The 19,879-nt window shown below is 69.9% G+C and carries 21 protein-coding genes; 12 read left to right on the top strand and 9 right to left on the bottom strand.

The window, feature by feature from the left end:
* Positions 1–33: 33 nt before the first annotated feature.
* The 5 genes from OS889_RS05165 to OS889_RS05145 all read right to left on the bottom strand — a co-directional run bounded on the left by OS889_RS05165 (position 34) and on the right by OS889_RS05145 (position 5,398).
* Positions 34–1,257: an ABC transporter permease gene (locus OS889_RS05165; protein ID WP_372387903.1), complete on the bottom strand. Its 1,224-nt coding sequence runs from the start codon at positions 1,255–1,257 to the stop codon at positions 34–36.
* A complete protein-coding gene (locus OS889_RS05160; RefSeq protein ID WP_372387901.1) occupies positions 1,257–2,240 on the bottom strand; it encodes an ABC transporter permease in 984 nt (327 codons plus the stop codon). The genes OS889_RS05165 and OS889_RS05160 overlap by 1 nt, the downstream gene beginning before the upstream one ends.
* 99 nt (positions 2,241–2,339) lie before the next feature.
* Positions 2,340–4,166, bottom strand: a complete 1,827-nt coding sequence (locus OS889_RS05155) for an ABC transporter substrate-binding protein (RefSeq protein ID WP_372387899.1) — start codon at positions 4,164–4,166, stop codon at positions 2,340–2,342.
* 104 nt (positions 4,167–4,270) lie between these two features.
* Positions 4,271–4,837: a hypoxanthine/guanine phosphoribosyltransferase gene (gene hpt, locus OS889_RS05150; RefSeq protein ID WP_372387897.1), complete on the bottom strand. Its 567-nt coding sequence runs from the start codon at positions 4,835–4,837 to the stop codon at positions 4,271–4,273.
* Between the two features lie 132 nt (positions 4,838–4,969).
* On the bottom strand, positions 4,970–5,398 hold the full coding sequence (locus OS889_RS05145; RefSeq protein WP_372387896.1) for a type IV pilin domain-containing protein: 429 nt from the start codon (positions 5,396–5,398) through the stop codon (positions 4,970–4,972).
* Positions 5,399–5,650: 252 nt separating this feature from the next.
* Here OS889_RS05145 and OS889_RS05140 point away from each other — a divergent pair, with 252 nt between their 5' ends.
* The 10 genes from OS889_RS05140 to OS889_RS05095 all read left to right on the top strand — a co-directional run bounded on the left by OS889_RS05140 (position 5,651) and on the right by OS889_RS05095 (position 14,403).
* A complete protein-coding gene (locus OS889_RS05140) occupies positions 5,651–6,811 on the top strand; it encodes a monovalent cation/H+ antiporter subunit E (protein ID WP_372387894.1) in 1,161 nt (386 codons plus the stop codon).
* Positions 6,811–7,095, top strand: a complete 285-nt coding sequence (locus OS889_RS05135; RefSeq protein WP_372387892.1) for a cation:proton antiporter — start codon at positions 6,811–6,813, stop codon at positions 7,093–7,095. The genes OS889_RS05140 and OS889_RS05135 overlap by 1 nt, the downstream gene beginning before the upstream one ends.
* 1 nt (position 7,096) lies before the next feature.
* Positions 7,097–7,414 (top strand): monovalent cation/H(+) antiporter subunit G, encoded by a 318-nt coding sequence (gene mnhG, locus OS889_RS05130; RefSeq protein WP_372387890.1) that lies wholly within the window; start codon positions 7,097–7,099, stop codon positions 7,412–7,414.
* A complete protein-coding gene (locus OS889_RS05125; RefSeq protein WP_372387888.1) occupies positions 7,411–7,953 on the top strand; it encodes a DUF4040 domain-containing protein in 543 nt (180 codons plus the stop codon). The genes mnhG and OS889_RS05125 overlap by 4 nt, the downstream gene beginning before the upstream one ends.
* Positions 7,950–8,444, top strand: coding sequence for an MnhB domain-containing protein (locus OS889_RS05120; RefSeq protein ID WP_372387886.1), 495 nt, complete (start codon positions 7,950–7,952; stop codon positions 8,442–8,444). Before OS889_RS05125 ends, OS889_RS05120 begins: the two co-directional genes overlap by 4 nt.
* Complete coding sequence (locus tag OS889_RS05115) at positions 8,441–8,803, top strand: cation:proton antiporter subunit C (protein WP_372387884.1); 363 nt, start codon at positions 8,441–8,443, stop codon at positions 8,801–8,803. The genes OS889_RS05120 and OS889_RS05115 overlap by 4 nt, the downstream gene beginning before the upstream one ends.
* Positions 8,796–10,364, top strand: coding sequence for a proton-conducting transporter transmembrane domain-containing protein (locus OS889_RS05110; RefSeq protein WP_372387883.1), 1,569 nt, complete (start codon positions 8,796–8,798; stop codon positions 10,362–10,364). Before OS889_RS05115 ends, OS889_RS05110 begins: the two co-directional genes overlap by 8 nt.
* Positions 10,364–12,277: a cation:proton antiporter gene (locus tag OS889_RS05105; RefSeq protein WP_372387881.1), complete on the top strand. Its 1,914-nt coding sequence runs from the start codon at positions 10,364–10,366 to the stop codon at positions 12,275–12,277. The genes OS889_RS05110 and OS889_RS05105 overlap by 1 nt, the downstream gene beginning before the upstream one ends.
* A 128-nt stretch (positions 12,278–12,405) precedes the next feature.
* Complete coding sequence (locus OS889_RS05100) at positions 12,406–14,088, top strand: Na(+)/H(+) antiporter subunit D (RefSeq protein WP_372391550.1); 1,683 nt, start codon at positions 12,406–12,408, stop codon at positions 14,086–14,088.
* 39 nt (positions 14,089–14,127) lie between these two features.
* Positions 14,128–14,403 carry a hypothetical protein gene (locus OS889_RS05095; RefSeq protein ID WP_372387880.1) on the top strand — a complete coding sequence of 92 codons (276 nt, stop codon included), beginning with the start codon at positions 14,128–14,130 and terminating at the stop codon, positions 14,401–14,403.
* Between the two features lies 1 nt (position 14,404).
* On the opposite strand, the gene coaBC is transcribed toward OS889_RS05095, so the two are convergent.
* Both coaBC and OS889_RS05085 read right to left on the bottom strand, forming a co-directional pair.
* Positions 14,405–15,631 carry a bifunctional phosphopantothenoylcysteine decarboxylase/phosphopantothenate--cysteine ligase CoaBC gene (coaBC, locus tag OS889_RS05090; protein ID WP_372387879.1) on the bottom strand — a complete coding sequence of 409 codons (1,227 nt, stop codon included), beginning with the start codon at positions 15,629–15,631 and terminating at the stop codon, positions 14,405–14,407.
* A gap of 77 nt (positions 15,632–15,708) precedes the next feature.
* Complete coding sequence (locus tag OS889_RS05085) at positions 15,709–16,563, bottom strand: NAD+ synthase (protein ID WP_372387877.1); 855 nt, start codon at positions 16,561–16,563, stop codon at positions 15,709–15,711.
* 396 nt (positions 16,564–16,959) lie between these two features.
* Here OS889_RS05085 and OS889_RS05080 point away from each other — a divergent pair, with 396 nt between their 5' ends.
* Both OS889_RS05080 and OS889_RS05075 read left to right on the top strand, forming a co-directional pair.
* Positions 16,960–17,493 carry an Rrf2 family transcriptional regulator gene (locus tag OS889_RS05080; protein ID WP_372387875.1) on the top strand — a complete coding sequence of 178 codons (534 nt, stop codon included), beginning with the start codon at positions 16,960–16,962 and terminating at the stop codon, positions 17,491–17,493.
* Positions 17,494–17,565: 72 nt separating this feature from the next.
* Positions 17,566–18,000 carry a hypothetical protein gene (locus OS889_RS05075; protein WP_372387873.1) on the top strand — a complete coding sequence of 145 codons (435 nt, stop codon included), beginning with the start codon at positions 17,566–17,568 and terminating at the stop codon, positions 17,998–18,000.
* A 22-nt stretch (positions 18,001–18,022) separates the two neighbouring features.
* On the opposite strand, the gene OS889_RS05070 is transcribed toward OS889_RS05075, so the two are convergent.
* Together OS889_RS05070 and OS889_RS05065 are read right to left on the bottom strand one after the other, a co-directional pair.
* Entirely contained in the window at positions 18,023–18,865 is an 843-nt protein-coding gene (locus OS889_RS05070) for an FAD-binding protein (RefSeq protein ID WP_372387872.1), read from the bottom strand.
* 69 nt (positions 18,866–18,934) lie between these two features.
* Positions 18,935–19,816 (bottom strand): DUF7551 domain-containing protein, encoded by an 882-nt coding sequence (locus tag OS889_RS05065; RefSeq protein WP_372387870.1) that lies wholly within the window; start codon positions 19,814–19,816, stop codon positions 18,935–18,937.
* Between the last annotated feature and the right edge of the window lie 63 nt (positions 19,817–19,879).

Genomic DNA, 19,879 nt, shown 5'->3' with positions numbered 1-19,879 from the left:
CGCCTCCGCCGCCGCGGCCGTCCGTGCGGTCGCTCACCGGCCCACCTCCTGCCGCGGATCGAGCGCGTCCCGGAGCGCGTCGCCCACGAAGTTGAACGCCAGGATGGTCGCGAAGAGGAACACACCGGGGACGGTCGAGACCCACCAGGCGGTCGCGAGGTCGCCCCGCCCGGCCGCGATCGTCTGTCCCCACGAGGGCAGCGTCGCGTTCCCGAGGCCGATGAACGAGAGCGCCGCCTCCGAGAGGATCAGGATCGGGATGTTGAGCGTCGCGGCCGTGACGATGGAGTTCGAGACGTTCGGGACGACGTGCCGCCAGACGATCCAGGGGCCGGACGCGCCGGCCGCGCTTGCGGCGTCGACGTAGGGCTCCTCGCTACGCTGGAGCGCCTCGCTCCGGACGATCCGGGCGATCCCGCCCCACCCCGTCACGCCGAAGATCACGATGAGGACGAAGAGGCTGCCGCCGAAGAGGTATGCAAGAAAGAGAAAGAGGAAGAACGTCGGGAAGGTCTGCTGGATATCGACGTAGCGCATCAGCGCCTCGTCGACCCACCCGCCCGCGTAGGCGGCCGTCGCGCCCACGGCGGTCGCGATCGCGATCGAGATGAGCGTCGCGATCAGCCCCACCTGCATACTGACGCGCATCCCGAAGATCGCGAGCGCGAGCAGTCCCTTGCCCTCGGCCGTGGTCCCCAGCGGATACCGCCACGTGCCCCGGCACCGGCCGTCGATGACCGGCCCGACGCACTCGGTCGGGACCGCGGCGTCGACGCTCAGGAACACCGGCGGCTGGTACGCGGCCGCGACGTTCAGGTCCGGCGGCTGGAGGAAGAGCGTGCCGACCGAGCCGAGCAGGAAGACGAAAGCGAGGTACGCGAGGCTGACGACCGCGGGGGTGTGGCGTCGGAATCGACGCCAGTAGTAGGCGGTCAGCCGGCGGTTCCGCGCGAGCGGGACGAGCGCGAAGCCGAGGGCCAGAAGCGTCGCGACGAACAGCCAGTCGACCGCGGTGACGTCCCAGACGAAATCGAGGGATCCGACCTCGACGGTCGGCCGATCAGGCGGCAGGGACAGGTCGTAGGCCAGCGCGAGCGCGTAGGCGACCACGGCCGCGAGAGCGGCGAGTCGCGTCCGCGAGCGGCCGCCGTCGTCGGCGTCGATCGCCTCCCAGTCGACGTCTTCGAAGCGCTCGCGCTCCGACTCGGCTAGTGGATCCCCGGCGTCGTGGCCGTCCTCGCGTCCGTCCCCCGCCATCACCGATCACCGTAGTCGATCCGCGGGTCCAGCGCGGCGTACGCGAGGTCCTGAAGCAAATTGCCGATCACGGCGACGAAAACGGGCACGAGCGTCGTTCCGAGGACGAGGGCGGTGTCCTGGCGGCGGATCGCCTCCAGGCTGAGACGGCCGATCCCCGGAATGCCGAAGACGACCTCCACGAGGTACGACGCCGAGAGGATCACGCCCAGCAAGTCGCCGACGAGGATCGTCGAGAGGGGAACGAGTGTCGGCCGGAGGACGTGTCGGGTGAGGATCCGCCACTCGCTGGCGCCCTTCGCCCGCGCGGTCTTCACGAACGCCGCGCGGACGTACTCCAGCGCCTCGGCCCGGGCGTAGCGCATCGTGCTCGCGATGGCGCCCGTCCCGAGGACGAAGACGGGGAGCGCGAGCTGCCGGGCGTTCGCGAGGGAGAACGGCCGCGTCCGGGCCAGCTGGGCGTCGAAGAGGACGGGCACCCAGCCGAGGTGGACCGCGAACACGAGGATGAGCACGATCCCGAACCAGAAGTTCGGGATGCTGATCCCGAAGAACGCGACGAACGTCGCCGCGTAGTCGGCCTTGGTGTACTGATTGAACGCCGAGTAGAGCCCGATGGCGATGCCGAAGAACGTGGAGAGGAGGACCGCCGGAACGGTGTACATCAGCGAGTACGGGAGCGCGGTCAGGATGGCCGTCACGACGGGCTGTGAACGGGTGTCCGACCAGCCCCAGTCGCCGGTCGCGAGGTTCGCGAGGTAGTCCAGATAGCGCGCCCAGAGCGGGCCCTGGAGCCCGCGCCGGCGGACGTACGCCTCCGCGGCGGCCTCCGCGCTCCCGCCGCTCGCGGCCGCCCGAAACTGGATCCGGGCCAACTGCGGGTCGGGCGCGTACTCCAGGAGGACGAACGTGACCGTGAGGATGACGAAGGCGACGACGCCCGCCCACGCGACCCGCCGCGCCGTGTACCAGTGCAGACTCATCGTGAGATTCGCGATCGCCGTCTTTGAGAATCGGTCCCGTCGTCCGCAGTTAACTGTGTCGTCCGGTTCGATCGGAGGCGCCCGCGGACCCGCAGCCGCTCAGGCCGCGTCAAGCCGCCACGTGTTCCGGTTCCAGGTGTAGCCGAAGACCTCCTCGGGGCCGCGGACGTCGGCGTCGAAGCCGACGATCTCGACGCCCATATTCAGGAAATTGAACGGCTGTTCGACCGAGAGCGCGCCGAAGATCTCCGACAGCGCCGCGCGGCGCTCCGCGTCGTCGACGGTGCTCGATGCGGTGTCGAAAAGCGACGCGAAGTCCGTCTCGGGGTGGTAGCCGTAGAAGTTGGTGCCGCCGCGCTCAACCACGAAGCTCCGGATGGCCGACGGCGTCCGCGGGTAGGTGTTGAACGTGATGCCGAGGAGCATGTCCCAGGGGCGGGCGCTCAGCGAGCCGTCGCGCGGGCCGCCGTTGTAGGGGCCGGCGTCCCACGGCGCCTCGCCGTCGCCCTGCCAGTCGTTGTAGAGGTGCTGTTCGACGATCGCCCCGTACTCCTTCGCGGAGAGTTCGACGTCGATCCCGACGGCGTCGTACTCCTGGGCGACGAGCTCGGCGGTCGTCTCGACGGCCTGCGAACCCTGCGCGAAGACCAGGTCCAGCGACACCGGCTCGCCCTCGGCGTCGACGACGCGGTCGCCCTCGTAGCGGTACGGCGTCGAGCCGAGGTTCTCGCGGAGCAACTCGCGGGCGCGCTCGTGGCTGTACGCGTCGCCGACGCCGAGTTCGCGGACCCGCTCGTCGGAGTACCACTTCGAGAACGTCGGCTGGAAGGTGTGGGCGACCGTCGCGTACCCGCGGAGGACGTCCTCGACGATCTGTTCCTTGTCGACGGCGTACGCGAGCGCCCGCCTGACCGCCGGCTTCCGGAGCGCCTCGAAGAAGGAGCCGTTGGCGCGCTGATTGTAGATCAGCGAGGTCATAAACGCCTGCGGGAACACCTTGACGTCGACGTCCTCCAGGCCCTCGAACTGCTCGACGCGGGACTCGGGGACCTCGGTGGCTGTCAGCTCGCCGGAGCGGAGCGCCGAAAGACGCGTGCTCTCCTCGGGGACGACCTCGTAGGTGTAGGAGTCGAAGTACGGTGCCTCTTGCCACGCCTCGGGGACGTCGTCGGCCTCGCGGAGGTAGTAGTCGTCGTTCCGCGTGGCGACGAACGCCGCGCCACGGTCCCAGCGCTCGAAGGTGTAGGGGCCGAGGTTGCCGGCGTACGCGAGCGTCTGGACCGCCTCGTCCTGGGCGAGGCCCTCCTGGTCGCCGTCGGGCCGGTACCGCTGGATGAGCTCCTTGGGCATACAGTAGGCGCCCCACATAATCGGCCGGAGCGGAAAGGCTGGGTCGGGCTCCGGCAGTCGGATCTCGAACGAGCGCGTGCCCGTCTTCTCGACGGGGATCGGCTCGCCCCCGCGTCGCCAGTCGCCGGGGTTCGGGAACCCCGCCCAGTTCGGCTCCGCCTGGAAGACCTCGGTGATCATATACACCCAGTCCTCGGCCGTCATCGACCCGTAGTCTCCACCCCAGCGGAGATTGTCGCGGAGCTCCACGGTGTACACGCGGCCGTCGTCCGTCGAGATGTCGGCCCACAGCGGGAAGATCTCCTGGTCGGGCGTGACGGCGTAGGCGCCGTCGAGCGCCAGCTGGATCCGATTCGCGGAGGGGACGTCGTCGACGCTGAGGAAGTTCAGTGTCTGGGCGCTGGTCGAGGTGCCGTCGACGTAGTCGGCCCCGTCGCTCGCTCCGGTCCCCTGCGGCGCGCTACAGCCCGCGAGCGACGCCGCGCCCCCGAGACCGAGTAGATGGAGAAAGGATCGCCGGGACCGCGACGCGAGCGCGGTCGGTCCGCGGCGGTCCGAATCGCTACCGGATGACATACGACGAACGTGCGCCTATCTGCGGAAATAGCCATCGATCACCCCCACAGACGCCCGTATTCTGTAGATCTACTGACTTATGTCGGCGCCGCCCGGTGTCGGGCTCAGTCGTCGCCGTGCGCGTCGACGATGACGACCTCGCCGTCCTCGACGCGGACGTTGATCAGCGTCTTGACGTGGTGGTCGCTGTCGTCGAGTTCGTTCGGGCCCGCCTTCTTGATCACGGCGACGGTGTCGACGACCTCGGCGCCGATGGTGTCCAGGGCATCGAGCACCGCCCGCATCGTCCCGCCCGTCGAGAGCACGTCGTCGAGGACGAGCACGCGGTCGCCCGGGTCGACGTCGTTGATGTACATCTCGTTCTCGGAGTAGCCCGTCTGCTGGCTCAGCGGCTCTTCGCCGTCGAGGCCGTACTGGCGCTTGCGGATGACGACGAGCGGGATGTCGGTCATCAAAGAGACCGCCGTGGAGATGTGGATGCCCATCGCGGCCGGGGTGACGATCTTGTCGACGTTGTCGATCTCGGCCTTCCGGATGATCTTGATCACGATCTCCCGCAGGAGCTCCGGGCGGAGCATCGGGACGCCGTCGCTGATGGGGTGGACGAAGTACTCGTAGTCTCCCTTCTCGATGATCGGGGCTTCGAGGAGCGACTGCCGCAGTTGATCCATATCGACGGTTCTGCGGGTCGGAGATAAAAACTGGCGGTTCGCGCGCTCGTGGCGAGGGCGACCCACGGGCTACGCCAACGACTGTCTCAGGCCGACAAGAACTCAGGGGCCGATAAAAACGTCAGTCGGCGATCAGACCGTCGGGGCGGTCGACTGGCTCAGAGTCGCCGAGGCCGATCCGTCGGCGGATTTCCAGACGACGCGGACGGTCTCGCCGCTCCAGGGGACGGTGTTGTTGAACTCCGCGCTCGTCCCAGCGGAGACTGTCCCGGTCAGGCCGTTGTGGCCCTCCCACTCGACGGGGCCGACCTCCAGTCCGGTCGTGTTCAGTTGGGCAGCGTCGATGGAGTCACCGCTCTCGTGGGTGATCGTCACGTTCGTGTCGTCGGTGTAGTCGAAGCTGAAGCTCGCCTGGGGCGCCGTCTGCTGGAGCCCCTGGCCGAGGTTCAGGACGAACGTCCCGATGACGGCCGCGAGGATGACTGTGATCGCGACCATCAGGATAACCCCGATGACCGGCGAGACGGCTCGATCCTCTGTGAATAATTTCTGAATATTCATACTACATTATATGATCGATAGCAATATAAAGGTACTCGGATGTGAGATAACAATTCCCATATGCCGATCGCGGGGAAGTGGACAAAGAGATCGCGTTTTGGCGAAGCTCGAACGTTCGTCCAGAAATTGTGCCTACGACGGCGTGACGGCGGAGCGGAAGACGTATTTGACCCCCTTAGTAACGGTACGGTAACGTATGAGTCGCGTGACCGACCGGAGGCGGCGGCCGGTATCACAGGCAGGTGGTGGCTGATGGCGGCCAGTAGCCCGCGGATCCTCGTGCCCGTCGGCGAGTCCTCGACCTTTCGGAACACGGTCGCATACGCCGTCCGAGAGGCCCGGGAGGCGGCCGAGGAGAGCGGCGAATCGGCGGTCGTCCACTTCGTGTACCCCGCGCGGTGGCGCCTCGTCGACGGCGGCTCCGCCGACGACACCCAGAGCGCGACCGGCCTCTTGGACCGCGTGACCGTCTGGGCCGAAGAGGACCTCGACTACGACGGGGACGGCGAAGGCGAGTTCCCCCTGGAGATCGAGACCGCGGTCATCGGCGCCGACCGCTACCTGTTCAGCCCCGGCGACTTCGCGGCGATCGTCGCCGAGTACGGGCGCCGGCACGACCTCGATCGGGTCGTCGTCGATCCGGAGTTCCGGCCCGGCGGGAGCGCCCCGATGCTCCGGCCCTTCGAGGTCGAACTCGCGCGGTCGCCGCTCTCTGTCGAGGAGGCGCCCGGCGGTCGGCCGACCACCCGGAGCCGGCTCGTCTCGCGGACGACGCTCGCGAAGGGCGTCGCGACCTTCGGCGCCACGTTCGCCTTCTATCTCGTCGTCGCCGGGTCGCTGTCGCCGTTCGATCTCGCGACCGGCGGGCTGACGGCGCTGCTCGCGACGATCGCGTTCTCCAACGTCACTTTCGTGCTCTCCCCGTCGCCGAGGCGCACGGGCGTCCGGATCGCCCGGATGGCGCTTTTCGTTCCCTACCTCGTCTGGGAGATCACGAAGGCGAACCTCTCGATCGCGTACATCATCCTCCACCCGGACCTGCCGATCGACCCCGAGATGCGACGGTTCCGGGCGGGCGTGTGGGGCGGGCTCCCCGTGACGACGCTCGCGAACAGCATCACGCTGACGCCCGGGACGCTCACGGTCGACGTCGGCCGCGAGGGGCTCGACATCCACACGCTGACCGGCTCGGCCCGCGACGACCTCGCCGCCGGCGGGCTCGAACGGGCGGTCCGGTTCGTCTTCTACGGCCGCTCGGGCGCCCGCATCCCGACGCCGACCGAACGCGGGAGCATCTCGGTCGTCGAATCGAGTGCGGACGACGGCACGTCTGACTCCGTCGCGACCGACGGACCGATCGACCCGGCGCCGGCCGCCGACGCGACAGACGCCGCGCCGGAGGAGGACGACTGATGGCCGTCTCGGGACTGCTCCAGACGGTGCTTTTGGCCGCCGCGGCCGCGTTCGTCGTCTTCGCCGTCGTGCTCGTCTACCGGATCGTCGCGGGCCCGACGATGCAGGATCGGGTCATCGCGGTCAACGGGATCGGGACGAACGCGGTCGTCGTCCTCGCACTCTTGGCCGCGGCGCTCGACCGGCCGGGCTACCTCGACGTGGCGCTCGTCTACGGGATGTTGAACTTCCTCATGAGCATCGCCATCTCGAAGTTCACCGTCGAGCGGGGCGGGGTGATCTGAGATGACGCCGACCGAGATACTGGTCGTCGCGCTCGTCGCGGCCGGGACGTTCTTCGCGTTCGTCGCGGTCGTCGGGATCGTCCGCCTGCCGGACCTGTACACCCGTGCGCACGCGACGTCCAAGAGCGACACCCTGGGGATCCTGCTCACGCTGAGCGGGGTCGCGCTGGTCTTCGGCGCCGACCTCGCGGTGGCGAAGACGGTCCTCCTGGGGCTGTTCCTGTTCGTGACGAACCCGACCGCCGCACACGCGATCACCCGCGCCGCGTACGACCAGGGGATCGCGCCCTGGACCACGGAAACGGAGGGAGACGAGTGAGCGCAGTCACGGCCGAGCTCGCGGTCGTCCTCACCTTCTCGGTGCTGACCGCGCTGGCGGCAATCTTCCTCCGGGACGTCCTCAACGCGATCATCGCCTTCGCGGCGTTCAGCTTCGGCATCGCCGTCGCGTGGCTTCTCTTGGCCGCCCCCGACGTCGCGCTGACCGAGGCCGCCGTGGGCGCCGGGATCACGACCGTCCTCTTCCTGGTGACGATCGCGAAGACGGTCCGCCCGAGCGGCGAGCGCCTCTTCGAGCCGATCGAGTGGCGCTCGGTCGCGGTGGTCGTCGTCCTGGCGGGGACGCTCCTGACGACCGTGCGGTCGCTGCCGGCGGTCGGCTCGCCGACCTCGCCGGTCGCGACCTCGCGGATCACCGAGTACTACCTAGAGAACGCCTACCCCGAAACCGGCGTCGAGAACGTCGTGACCGCCGTGCTCGCGGCCTACCGCGGGTTCGACACCCTCGGCGAGGCGACGGTGGTCATCGCCGCCGGGCTCGCGGTGCTTCTCGTCCTGCGACAGGAGGCCTACGTATGAGCGGAGATCCTGACAGAACCTACGTCGAGAGTACGATCATCATGACGACCGTCCGTATGGTGGTCCCGTTCGTGTTCACCTTCGGACTCTACGTGATGTTCCACGGGGCCGAGTCCGCGGGCGGCGGCTTCCAGGGCGGCGTCATCGTCGCCTCGGCCGTGCTCCTGCTCGCGTTCGCGTTCGGGATCGAGCCCACGCGGATCTGGCTTGAGGGCCCCCTCTCCCGGATCGCGATCGCCCTCGGGGGCGCGACGTTCGCGCTCATCGGCCTCGGCGCGGTGGTCGGCGGCGGCGCCTTCCTGGAGTACGAGGCGTACGGGCTCGGGACCGACGGCGTCAAGTACGGCATCGAACTCGTCGAACTCGGGATCGGCGCCATCGTCTCGGGCGTCCTCGTCAGTCTCTTTTTCAGCCTGGCGCGGGGCGACTTCGTCGTCGCCGGCGAGGCCGTCGAGAGCGAGGCCGACGGCGAGGGGGGTGAGCGCGCGTGATCGACCTGCTCGCGACCCACTACAACTACCTGGTGTACGTGGCGCTTGTCGGCATCGGCCTGTACGGCGTCACCGCCAGCTCGAACCTCGTGACGAAGATCATCGGCCTCAACGTCTTCCAGGTCGGGATCTTCCTGTTTTTCGTCACGAGCGGCTACATCCAGGGCGGCTCGCCGCCCGTCGTCCACGGCCACGGCGCCGAGACGTTCGTGAGCCCGCTGCCGCACGTCCTCATCCTGACCGCCATCGTCGTCGGCGTCAGCCTGACCGCCGTGGCGCTGGCGCTCGTCGTGCGGATCTACAACGCCTACGGGACGCTCGACGAGGAGGCCATCCGGGAGGTGCAGCTCAATGACTGACGCCGTCGCCCTGCTCGTGGCCGTGCCGATCCTCTTCGCCCTGCTGCCGGTCACCGTCGGCGGCGTCTGGGACCGCGCCGGCTGGGCGACGGCCGCGGTCGCGGCGCTCGTCCACCTCGGGCTGTCGCTTTCTGTCGCCGCGAAAGTGTTCTCCAGCGGGTCGTTCACCTACGCGGTCGGGAACTACACGCCCCCGTTCGGGATCGAACTCGTCGCCGACGGCGTCAGCGCGACGCTCGTGGTCCTGACCTCCGTCGTGACCGTCGCGGTCGTCGCCTACGCCCGGACGGCCGGGCCGCACTCGAACAGCTTCTACAGCGAACTGCTCCTCCTGACCGCGGGAATCTCGGGCGTCTTCGTCACCGGCGACGTGTTCAACCTCTACGTGTTCATCGAGATCACGGGGCTGGCGACGTACGCGCTGGTCGCGACCGGCGACGACCCCGCCGCGGCGCTCGCGAGCCTGAAGTACCTGCTCGTGGGAACCATCGGCGCGTCGCTGTACCTCCTGGGCGTCGGCTACCTCTACATCGCGACGGGGACGCTGAACATGGCCGACCTGTCGACGCTCCTCCCCGAGGTCGGCTACGGCTCGCCGCTCGTCCTCACGGGCTTCGCCCTGCTCGTCGTCGGCCTCGCGGTCAAGGCCGCGCTCTTCCCGCTCCACACCTGGCAGCCCGGCGCCTACGCGGAGTCGCCCGACAGCGTCACCGCGTACATCTCGGCGCTCGTGTCGACGGCGGCCGCCTACGCGCTGTTCCGGATCGTCTACGCCGTGTTCACGCCAGCGTTCGACGCCGCGGTGCCGTTCGCGCTCGACGCGCTCGTCGTCCTGGCGTCGGTGAGCGTCGTCGTCGGCTCCGTGCTGGCGGTCCTCCAGTCCGACCTCAAGCGGATGCTGGCTTACTCCTCTGTCGCGCAGTTCGGCCTCGTGATCGCCGGCTTCGCGATCGCCAATTCCACCGCGGTGACCGGCGGGCTCGTCCACCTCGTCGGCCACGCGGTGATGAAGGCCGGGCTGTTCGTCGGCGTGGGCGCGCTCGCGAGCGTCGCGGGCGGCCGCACCGTCGACGACCTCGCCGGCGTCGCCGACCGCGCGCCGCTGACCAGCGCCGCGTTCGCGGTCCTGGCGTTCGCGCTGGTCGGCGTGCCGCCGGCGATCGGCTTCGCCGGGAAGTGGCACATCGTCCTCGGCGCGGTCGAGGGCGGCCGCTGGGGCGTCGCGCTCGTCGCCGTGGTGAGCACGCTCCTGACGCTCGCGTACTTCGCGCGGGTCGTCGAACGGATGTACTTCCGCGACGCGCCCGCGCCGGCCGAGGAGGTCGCGGGCGACGCCGCGAGCCCGGACGGCGGCGACGACACGCTGGCCGCAGACGGCGGAGAGACGAGCGAGTCGGCAGCCGATGAGACGGTCGACGCAGAGGCGGAGGCGGCGGCCGGCTCGGTCTCGCCGGCGGCGCGCGCCATCGTCGTCGGCGCCGCGGTCGCCGCCGTGGTCCTCGGCCTGTTCGCGGTCGAACTGATCGACGTCTTCGAGCCCGTGCTGGAGGTGTACTTCTGATGGAGATCGAATCTCTCAGGCCGCTCGCGGCGGTGTTGCTCCCCGCGATCGGCGTGTTGGCTATCGTCGCATCGCACCGCAGACCCGACGTCCGCGAGGGCTTCACCATCCTCACCGCGCTCGCGACGTTCGGCACCGTCGCCAGCCTCATCCCGCCGACGCTCGCGGGGACGACCCACGTCACCCGGCTGGGGACGTTCGTGCCCGGGATCGACCTCGCGCTGAGCGCGGACCCGCTCGGGATGGTCTTCGGACTCCTGGCGAGCGGGCTGTGGCTCGTCACGAGCTTCTACAGCATCGGCTACATGCGCGGCCTCGACGAGCACTCCCAGACGCGGTACTTCGCGGCGTTCGCGGGGAGCGTCGGCTCGGCGCTCGGCGTCGCGTTCGCGTCGAACCTCGTCGCGCTGTACATCTTCTACGAGCTCCTGACGGTCGCGACCTACCCGCTCGTCGCCCACGACGAGAGCGACACGGCGCGGAAGGCGGGCCGGAAGTACCTCACCTACACCTTCGGCGGCGGCGTCGCGGTGCTGGCCGGGACCGTGTTGGTCTTCTGGACGACCGGCACGGTGGCGTTCACGCCCGGCGGCATCGCCGAGCTCGCGAGCGCCGATCCCGTCCTCGCGCGGGCGGCGTTCGCACTCTTGGCCGGCGGCTTCGGCGTGAAGGCGGCGCTCATCCCCGTCCACTCGTGGCTCCCGGACGCGATGGTGGCGCCGACGCCCGTCTCCGGGCTCTTGCACGCCGTCGCGGTCGTCAAGAGCGGCGTGTTCGGCATCGCGCGGGTGGTGCTGGACGTCTTCGGCCCGCAGACGGTCTCGGACCTCGGCGTCGGCCTGCCGCTGGCGACGGTCGCGGCGATCACGATCGTCGTCGCGAGCGTGATCGCGCTCCGGCAGGACAACCTCAAGCGCCGGCTGGCGTACTCGACGATCAGCCAACTGTCGTATATCGTCCTGGGGCTGGGCCTGCTGTCGCCCGCGGCGCTCGTCGGCGGGCTACTCCACATCCCCGCGCACGCCTTCATGAAGCTCACGCTGTTCTTCTGTGCGGGCGCGATCCACGTCGAGACCCACACCGACGACATCAGCGAGATGGCCGGGATCGGAAAGCGGATGCCCGTGACGATGGCGGCCTTCGCGGTCGCGAGCGTCGGGATGGCGGGCCTGCCGCTCGTCGCGGGCTTCGTGAGCAAGTGGTACCTCCTGATCGGGAGCCTCGACAACGGGACGGCGATCTTCGCCGTGGTGCTTCTCACCTCGGGGCTGCTCAACATCGGCTACTTCTGGCCGATCGTCTACCAGGCGTTCTTCCAGACGCCGGAGGACAGCGACGCGAAGCCGCTCGTGGAGTTCCCGATGGGCGGGCGCCGCGTCCGCACGGACGGCGGCGAACGGCCCGAGGAGGACGAACAGGTCGACGACGGCGACGTTGAGGCCGCCGACGGACGCGACCTCACCGATCCGGAAGCAGAGCAGGACGAGGTGCCGATCAACACCGCCGAGCGGATCGAGCCCGAGGTCGACCCCGACGTAGAGCCCTCCGAGAGCGAGGGCCGAGTCGAGGTCGACGCGCGGGTCGAAGACGGCGAGTACGCCGTCGACCGGTACCCGAGCGATCACCTCCGCGACGACGGGAGCGACGGCGCCGGCGACGGCGCCGACGACTCCGCGGGCGGGGAGATGTCGATCACGGAGGCCGGCGCCGACGACCACCATGTCGACCACGGCGGCCCGCCGGCCTCCGGCTGGGAGCGCCGCGGCTTCGGCGAGGAGAGCACGTGGTTTATGCTCGGGCCGATCACCGTCGTCGCGGCCGGCGCCATCGCGCTCGGCATCGCGCCGAAGGCGATGGTGTTCCTCGCGCTGATCCAGCGCGTCGTCGCGGACGCAACGGGGGTGGCGTTCTGATGAGCGGACTCGCCACCGCGCCCGCGACGGCGACGCTCCTGGCGTCGGAGCCGGCGGGCTCGCTCCCGACGGTCGACCTGCCGACAGTCCTGCCGCCGGCGCTCGTGATCCTCGCGGTCGCGGTCGTGATGCCGTTCCTCTCGCGGCGGCTCGGCCACGCGCTCGGCGTCATCGCGACCGGAGGGGTCTCGCTGTGGTCGCTGCTCGTGCCGGCGGGAGTCTACCTCCCTGTCTCGTTCCTCGGGTTCGACGCGGTGCTGCTCAACGTCGACACGCTCTCGCGGCTGATGGGCGTCATCTTCGGGCTGATCGGCGCGGCCGCGGTGCTGTACTCCTACTCGTCGGAGGCGACGAACCGCCAGACGGCGTTCGCGCTGGGCTACGTCGGCACCAGCGTCGGCGCGGTCTTCGCCGGCGACTGGCTGACGATGATCTTCTTCTGGGAGCTGATGGCCGTCACGAGCACCCTGCTCGTGTGGGACTACGGCGGCGAGGCCGTCCGCGCGGGCTTCCGGTACGCGGTCTACCACGGCCTCGGCGGCAGCCTCCTGATGGCGGCGATCGTCTGGCACTACGTCGAGGTCGGCTCGTTCCTGTTCAGCGCCAGCGCGGGGATGAGCGCCGGGATCCCGGCCGTCCTGGCGGCGGTCGGCATCGGCGTCAACGTCGGCTTCGTCGGCCTGCACACCTGGCTGCCGGACACCTACCCGCGCCCGCACGTCGCCGCCAGCGTCTTCCTGTCGGTGTACACGACCAAGACGGGCGTCTACGGCCTCGCGCGGGCGTTCCCCGACGGCAACCTCGCGATCGCGTACATGGGCGCGGCGATGGCGCTCGTGGGCGTGATGTACGCCCTGCTCCAGAACGATATGCGCCGCCTGCTGTCGTACCACATCCAGTCGCAGGTCGGCTACATGGTCGCCGGCGTCGGCGTCGGGACGGCCCTGGCGACCGCGGGCGCGTTCGCCCACGTGTTCAATCACATCCTCTACAAGGCGCTGCTCTTTATGACCGCGGGCGTCGTCATCGCGCGGACCGACGAGCAGAGCCTGAAGTACCTCGGCGGTCTGGGCCGGGCGCTGCCTGTGACGGCGCTGGCCTTCACCGTCGCGGCGCTGTCGATCAGCGGCTTCCCCGGCTTCAACGGCTTCGTGAGCAAGGGGATGATCACCGCCGCCGCCCACAAGGAGCACCTCGACGGGATCTTCTACATCCTGCTCGCGGCGGGCGTCGGGACGTTTATGTCCTTCATCAAGTTCGGCTACTACGCCTTCCTCCGGTCGGGGACGGGCAACTGGACGCTCAGGAAATCGGCGACGGGCCAGCGCGTCGCGATGCTCGGCGTCGCCGCGCTCTGTGTGATCCTGGGGCTCTACCCCGACGCGCTGTTCCTGCTGCTGCCCGGCAGCACCGCCGACGCCCACCCGTTCACGCTGAGCCACCTCGGCGAGGGCTTCCTGCTCGCCGCCCTGGGCGTCGTCGGCTTCGCGCTCCTGAAGAAGCCGCTCTCGAAGATCGGCAACGGCGTCGACGTCGACGTCGTGATCGAGCCCGCGACCTTCTACGGGATGCGCGGCCTCGTCCGCGGGACCACGGGCCTGTTCGCCGCCGTCGACCGCGCGGTCGTCGCGGCCACGAACGCCGCGCTCGCCGCCGCGTCCGACCCCTACGGGACGATCCGCGGGCCGGCCGTCGCCGTGATCGGCCGCGACAGCGAGTCGCTCCACGAGGGGAGCCTCCGGGCGACGATCGCGACGAGCGTGCTGCTCGTGGCCGCGGTGCTGACCGCGACGCTCGTCGGCCTGCTGTAGTCGGCCCGGCTTTTTGATCCGGGCCGCCGTCGGGGACGTATGGCGACTGTCAGTCCACGCGAGGCGCTCGGGTACGCGCTCGGCCGGGAGATGATACTGCTGTATCTCGTCGTGGGAGTCGGGTATCTCGCCCTCCTCGCCGGCGGCTGGGCGGGCGCGAACTGGGCGGTCCGCGGCGGGGGCGCCGGCGTCCTCGGACGGGTGGTCGCGGTGGGGCTCCTGCTCGCGGGCTTCGTGACCGTCCTCGGCGGCGTCGTCGGCCTCGTCTACAAGGTCGTCGCCGACGCCACCGCCGCCGCGCGCCGGTCGGCGTGAGTCACTCGGGAGCCGGCGCAGAATCGGAATCGGCGTCGGAATCGGACGCGGACGCGGAGTCCGGATCGGATTCGGAGACGACCGTGGCAATTCGATCGGCGATCGCGCCGCCGAGTTCGGTCTTCGTCCCCGAGAACTCGACCGCGTCGTCGCCGTCGACGAACAGCGTCCGCGTCTCGTCGTCGCCCATCACGGAGGCGTCGTTGGCGACGACAAAGGCGAGGCCGACGCGGTCGAGGATCCCCCGCGCCGCCTCGGTCATCTCCGCGTCGTCGCCCGACGTCTCGGCCTTGAACCCGACGATCGGCAGGTCCGGGTGGGCCTCGCGGACGTCGTCCAGAAGCTTCGGCGTCGGGCGGAGTTCCAGCGTCCGCTCTTCGCCCGAGCGGAGCTTCTCGTCGGCCCGGTCGACGGTGTAATCCGAGATCGCGGCCGCGGAGACGACGGCGTCGGTGTCGGCGTCGACGGAGTCGAGGACGGCGTCGCGCATCTCAGCGGCGGACTCGACCGTCACGGCGTCGGCGTAGTGGACGTCGCCGTCGGGGTGGACGAGCGTGACGTCGGCGCCGCGGACGTGACAGGCGCGCGCGACCGCGCGGCCCGTCTTGCCCGACGCGCGGTTCGTGAGAATCCGCACGGGGTCGATCGCCTCGGCGGTCGCGCCCGAGGTCACGACGACGTGGCGGCCGGCGAGGGACTGCTCGGCGGTCGCGCGGGCGGTCGCGGTGACGATCGCCGCCTCGGTCGCGATCTTCGCCTTCCCCTCTTCGATCCGCGGGTCGACGAAGTCGACGTCCCAGGACGCCACGCGGTCGATCGCGTCGAGCACGCCGGGGTGGTCGTACATCGGCTCGTGCATCGCGGGCGCGATCACGACGGGCACGTCCGCGCCCAGCGCGGTGGTCGCACAGGTCGTCACCGGCGTGTCGTCGACGGCGCCGGCGATCTTGCCGACGGTGTTGGCCGTCGCGGGCGCGATCAGCAACACGTCGGCCCAGCCGTCGCGGCCGCAGAGCTCGACGTGTTCGACCCGGCCCGTGATCTCGGTCACGACGTCGTTGTCGGTCGCGAACTCGACCGCCCAGGGGTGGACGATGCCCCGCGCGCTCTCGGTCATCACGCCGCGGACCGACGCCCCCTGCCGCCGCAGTTCGTGGGCGAGTTCGACCACCTTCACGGCGGCGATGCTCCCCGAGACGCCGAGCGCGACGTTGACACCCTCCAGCATCGCTCCCCGATTCGGGGGCGGCGAATAAAACTCCCCGCTCTTCGGCGGCCGTCGCCGGACCGGCGTGTCGGTCCGCCTCAGGCACCGCGCGGATCGATCGGCGTCGGGGGCGCGCCTCGCTTGTGTGCGGTGGCGGCGTGTCGGTCGAGCAGGTCGGTCACGGTCGCCTCGTCGACGTCGAGCCGTCGCGCGACGGTGTCGGCGTCGCACCCCTCGTCGACGCCGAGTCGCAGGACCGGATCGACGACGTCGTACGGCGCCCCGAGGTCGTCGGCGTCGACCTGGCCGGCGAGAAAGCCCGCGCTTGGCGCTTTGTCGACGACGAACTCGGGCACGTCGAGGATCTCGGCCAGCGCCCGCACGTCGGTCTTGTAGAGGTGGCCGATCGGGAGGAGGTCGGCCGCGCCGTCGCCGTGCTTCGTGAAGTAGCCGAGGAGCCGCTCGCTCCGGTTCGTCGTCCCGCAGACCAGCCGGCCCGTCGCGTTGGCCGCGAGGTACGCCAGCGCCATCCGGAGCCGGGCGACGGCGTTGCCGGCCGAGACGGGGTCGTCGTGGGCGTCGAAGCGGTCGGGGGCGACCGCGCCGAACTGGGTGAAAAGCGGCTGGAGGTGGACCGTGTCGTGGTCGATGCCCAGCGCCTCGGCGAGCGCCTCCGCGTCCCTGGCCGAGGGCGCGCCGAGCTTGTTACACGGGAGGATCAGCCCGTAGACGCGCTCGGGCCCCAGCGCGTCCGCCGCGAGCGCCGCGGTGACCGTCGAGTCGAGCCCGCCGCTCAGATTGACGACGACGCCATCGGCCGACGCGTCGGCGACGTAGTCCCGGAGGAACTCACAGATCCGCTCGTGTTGGGCGTCGGGGTCGATCGCGCCCTCGGTCGGATCTCCGTCGGTCCGACCCGTGTCCGATGCGGGGCGAACGGTGGGATCTGTCACCGCTCACCGACCCCCGGCGAGTGGGTCCGTCCGTCGCTCCGCCTCGCACACGCGCCGCGTCTCCCGCCCGGTCGCTCGTCTTTCTGTCATCGTCTCGCGGTCGCCGACACTGACATAAAGTCCCTATGTACTATCTGTTTAAGGATCTCGGAGGAAAGAAGATACTTTCCAGATATTCTCTCAGACTGCGTGTTATCGGAAAATAATTACGCATATTTGTGGACGTTTTCGTCGACTCCCTCTACTTCCCCTACCCAATACCGGATCAGCAATGTTGAACTGTTCTGGTCTTTATTTGGATATTCGTTCTCTTATTTTCGGTTTTGATATCCTGTCCAAGGAATATAATCCCATTATATACGAACATTTATCAAAAATCAGGCCCACTCGTATACTATGCCGACCCCAGAGTTGAGTTCGAGTCAGAAGCGGATCCTCAGATCGCTCGTCGACCTCGCCGGCGGCTCCGACCAGGTGGTGCGGGGCGAGCGGATCGCCGACGAGATCGACCGCAACCCCGGGACGATCCGGAACCAGATGCAGAGCCTCCGCGCGCTCCAGTTGGTCGAAGGCATCCCCGGCCCGAAGGGCGGGTACAAACCGACCGCGGACGCCTACGAGGCGCTCGACATCGAGCGGATGGACGAGCCCGCACAGGTGCCGGTCGAGCAGAACGGCGGGACCGTCGAGGGCGTCAACGTCGAGGAGATCGACCTCGCCACGGTCCACCATCCGGACCTGTGCCGCGCGGAGGTGCGGTTCCGCGGGTCCGTCCGGACGTTCTCGGAGAGCGACCACGTGACCGTGGGACCGACCCCGTCGACCGGCCTGCGGCTGTCGGGCACGGTCGACGCCGTGAACGCCGACGAGAACACGCTCATCCTCACTGTGCGGCAGATGAACACGCCCGCGGGGCAGTCGGCCGGCTGAGGCCGCTTCGCCGGCGACCGCTCCGACCGCGAGGCACGCTCGTTTTGTCCGTCGACCGCCTACGGCGCGGCAATGACAGCAGAACGCTGGTGGGTCAGACTGGCCGCCCGGTGGCTGGCCCGCGTCGACGGCGTCTCCGGAATGGTTCGCCTGGCGATGCTCGGGATGACCGGGCTCTCGACCGCGACGATCACCCTCCGACAGTACGGCCACGGCGAGTACGCCTGGCCGCTGATCGGCGTCACCCTCGGCGGGACGCTGCTCTTCACGTACTTCTACACCGAGGGGGGCGTCTGGAACCAGATGTCGCGGGACCGTCAGGACCTGTCGAGCAACTTCGCGAACCCCTCGATGCGGATGAACAACGAACTGCTCGCGCGGGCGGTCCTCGCGGCCCAGGAGAAACGCGAACTGACCGAGGCGGAGCGTCAGGCGATCAAGGCCGAACTGGACGACGCCTTCGAGGAGTACCGCGACGGGATCGAACTCGACGGCCTGGACGGATAGCGTCGTCTCTCCGCCGAGCCCGCTACTCGTCCAGTCGGCCCAGGTCGTCCTCGACGAGGCTCGGGTGCGTCCGCTGTGGCTCGGGGTGCGGGTCCTCGAAGGCCCGGCGCATCCCGTCGCGGGCGGCCGCCCGGCGCCGCTCGCGCTCGTCGGCGTCGATCTCCTCACAGCCCGGCGGGACCTCCCGACCCCGGTCGGTGAAGTAGCCCTCCGGCGTCACCCAGTCGTTGTAGTACGGCGTCTCGGAGTCGTGGACGACCGTCAGCCCGACCTCGGCGCCGTGACCGGCCGCGACGACGGCCTGGTGGTACTTCTCGGTGATGCGCCCCGCCGCGTAGACGCCCTCGACGGCCGTCCGGCCCAGGTCGTCGACGTCGACGTAGCGCTTCGAGCCCGCGTCGCGGATCTCGACGCCGAGGCCGTCGAGGTAGGAGACGTCCGACCACGACGCGGCGATCACGGCATCCGCGCGGGTCGACCACTCCGCGGGCGCGTCGGCGTCTGCGTCTCCATCGCCGGCGGGGGCGTCGCCGGCCTCGACGCGGACCTCGAAGCCGTCGCCGCTCGCGACGACGTCGGCGACACGGCCCGAGCGCCGGCGGGCGCCGCTCTCGTCGGCCTGCTCGCGCAGGAGATCGAGGAAGCGTCGCGGGTCGACGCCGCCGGGGAAGCCCGGGACGTTTTCGAGGTGTGCGTTGCGCGCGAGGATGCTCTCGGGCGCGTCGACGACGAGCGTGTCGAGGCCCGCGCGGGCGGTGAAGGTGGCCGCCGTCAGCCCGGCGACGCCCCCGCCGACGACGAGGACGTCCGCGGCGTCGGGGGCGTCCGTCGGCGCTGCGTCGGAGTCGGTGTCGTGAGAGGACATACGCGCCGAGACGCCGCCGGGGGCCGTGAGTGTCACGGTCCGGCGGCGCTCGGGCGTCGGGAGGGAGAGTCAGTACTCGGAGTCGGTGTCGTAGAGCTGCTCGTCGTCGCGGGCGTCGACGGAGGCGAGCCCCGCGGGCACCCGACCCGGCTCGACGCGGAGCCGCCAGGAGCGGTCGCCCAGCGGGGTCGCCTCCGCCAGCCGGAACGGCGTCTCGGGGAGCCGCTGGGCGAGGGCGATCGCGATCGGGAGCGTCGGGAGCCGGCCGGTGCGCTCGGCGAGCGCGTAGTCGTCGATCGTGACCCGCCAGCCCGTCCCGTCGGCGCGGGCGACGCGGTAGCCGTCGACGAAGCCGACCCGGTCGAGGTGGGTCATCGTCGCCTCGACGCCCTCGTCGGGTCGCAGCGTGGCGGCCGCGTCGGGCACGCGGAGCGAGGACGCCGCCGAGGCGACGACCGCGGTCTGGTCCCGCCGACCGGTCCGGTGGGCCAGTTCGCTCGTCATACTCCACAGCATCGTGAGACAGAAGTCGTCGCGGTCCTCGACGACCTCCGCGAGCGTCAGGTAGGTCTCCATCGCCGCCGATTCGACCTCGCGGAGGCCCGCGTCCGAGAAGGCTTCGAGCACCGCGCCCGCGACGTCGTGGCAGAACGAGAGATACCGCAGGCGCTCGTCGGCGCGGCCGGCCGTCGCGACGCCCGGCGGGGACTCCTCGACGTCGTGGACGAGCGGCTCGTAGAAGGGCACCTGCGGGTCGTACTGCCGGAGCGTCGCGCGGTACTCGGCGGTCACGTCGGCCGCCTCGGCCGCGGTGTCGCGGTCGTCGAACCGCAGGCCGGCGACCGGCGAGGGCTCACAGCCGGTCCGGCCGCAGACGACGGCGTAGGGTCCCTCGGGCGCGGCGAGCGCGTCCACGTGCCGGCGGATGTCCCGGAGCGTCGACCCGACCATCGACTCGAATATGAATGCTGAAAGACAAGTACGTTCCGATCGGTGCGCGGTGCGGTCGCGCCG

This window comes from Halobellus sp. MBLA0158, from assembly GCF_041477585.1.
Lineage (GTDB): Archaea > Halobacteriota > Halobacteria > Halobacteriales > Haloferacaceae > Haloquadratum > Haloquadratum rubicundus.
This window is presented reverse-complemented; position numbering and strand designations above follow the sequence as displayed.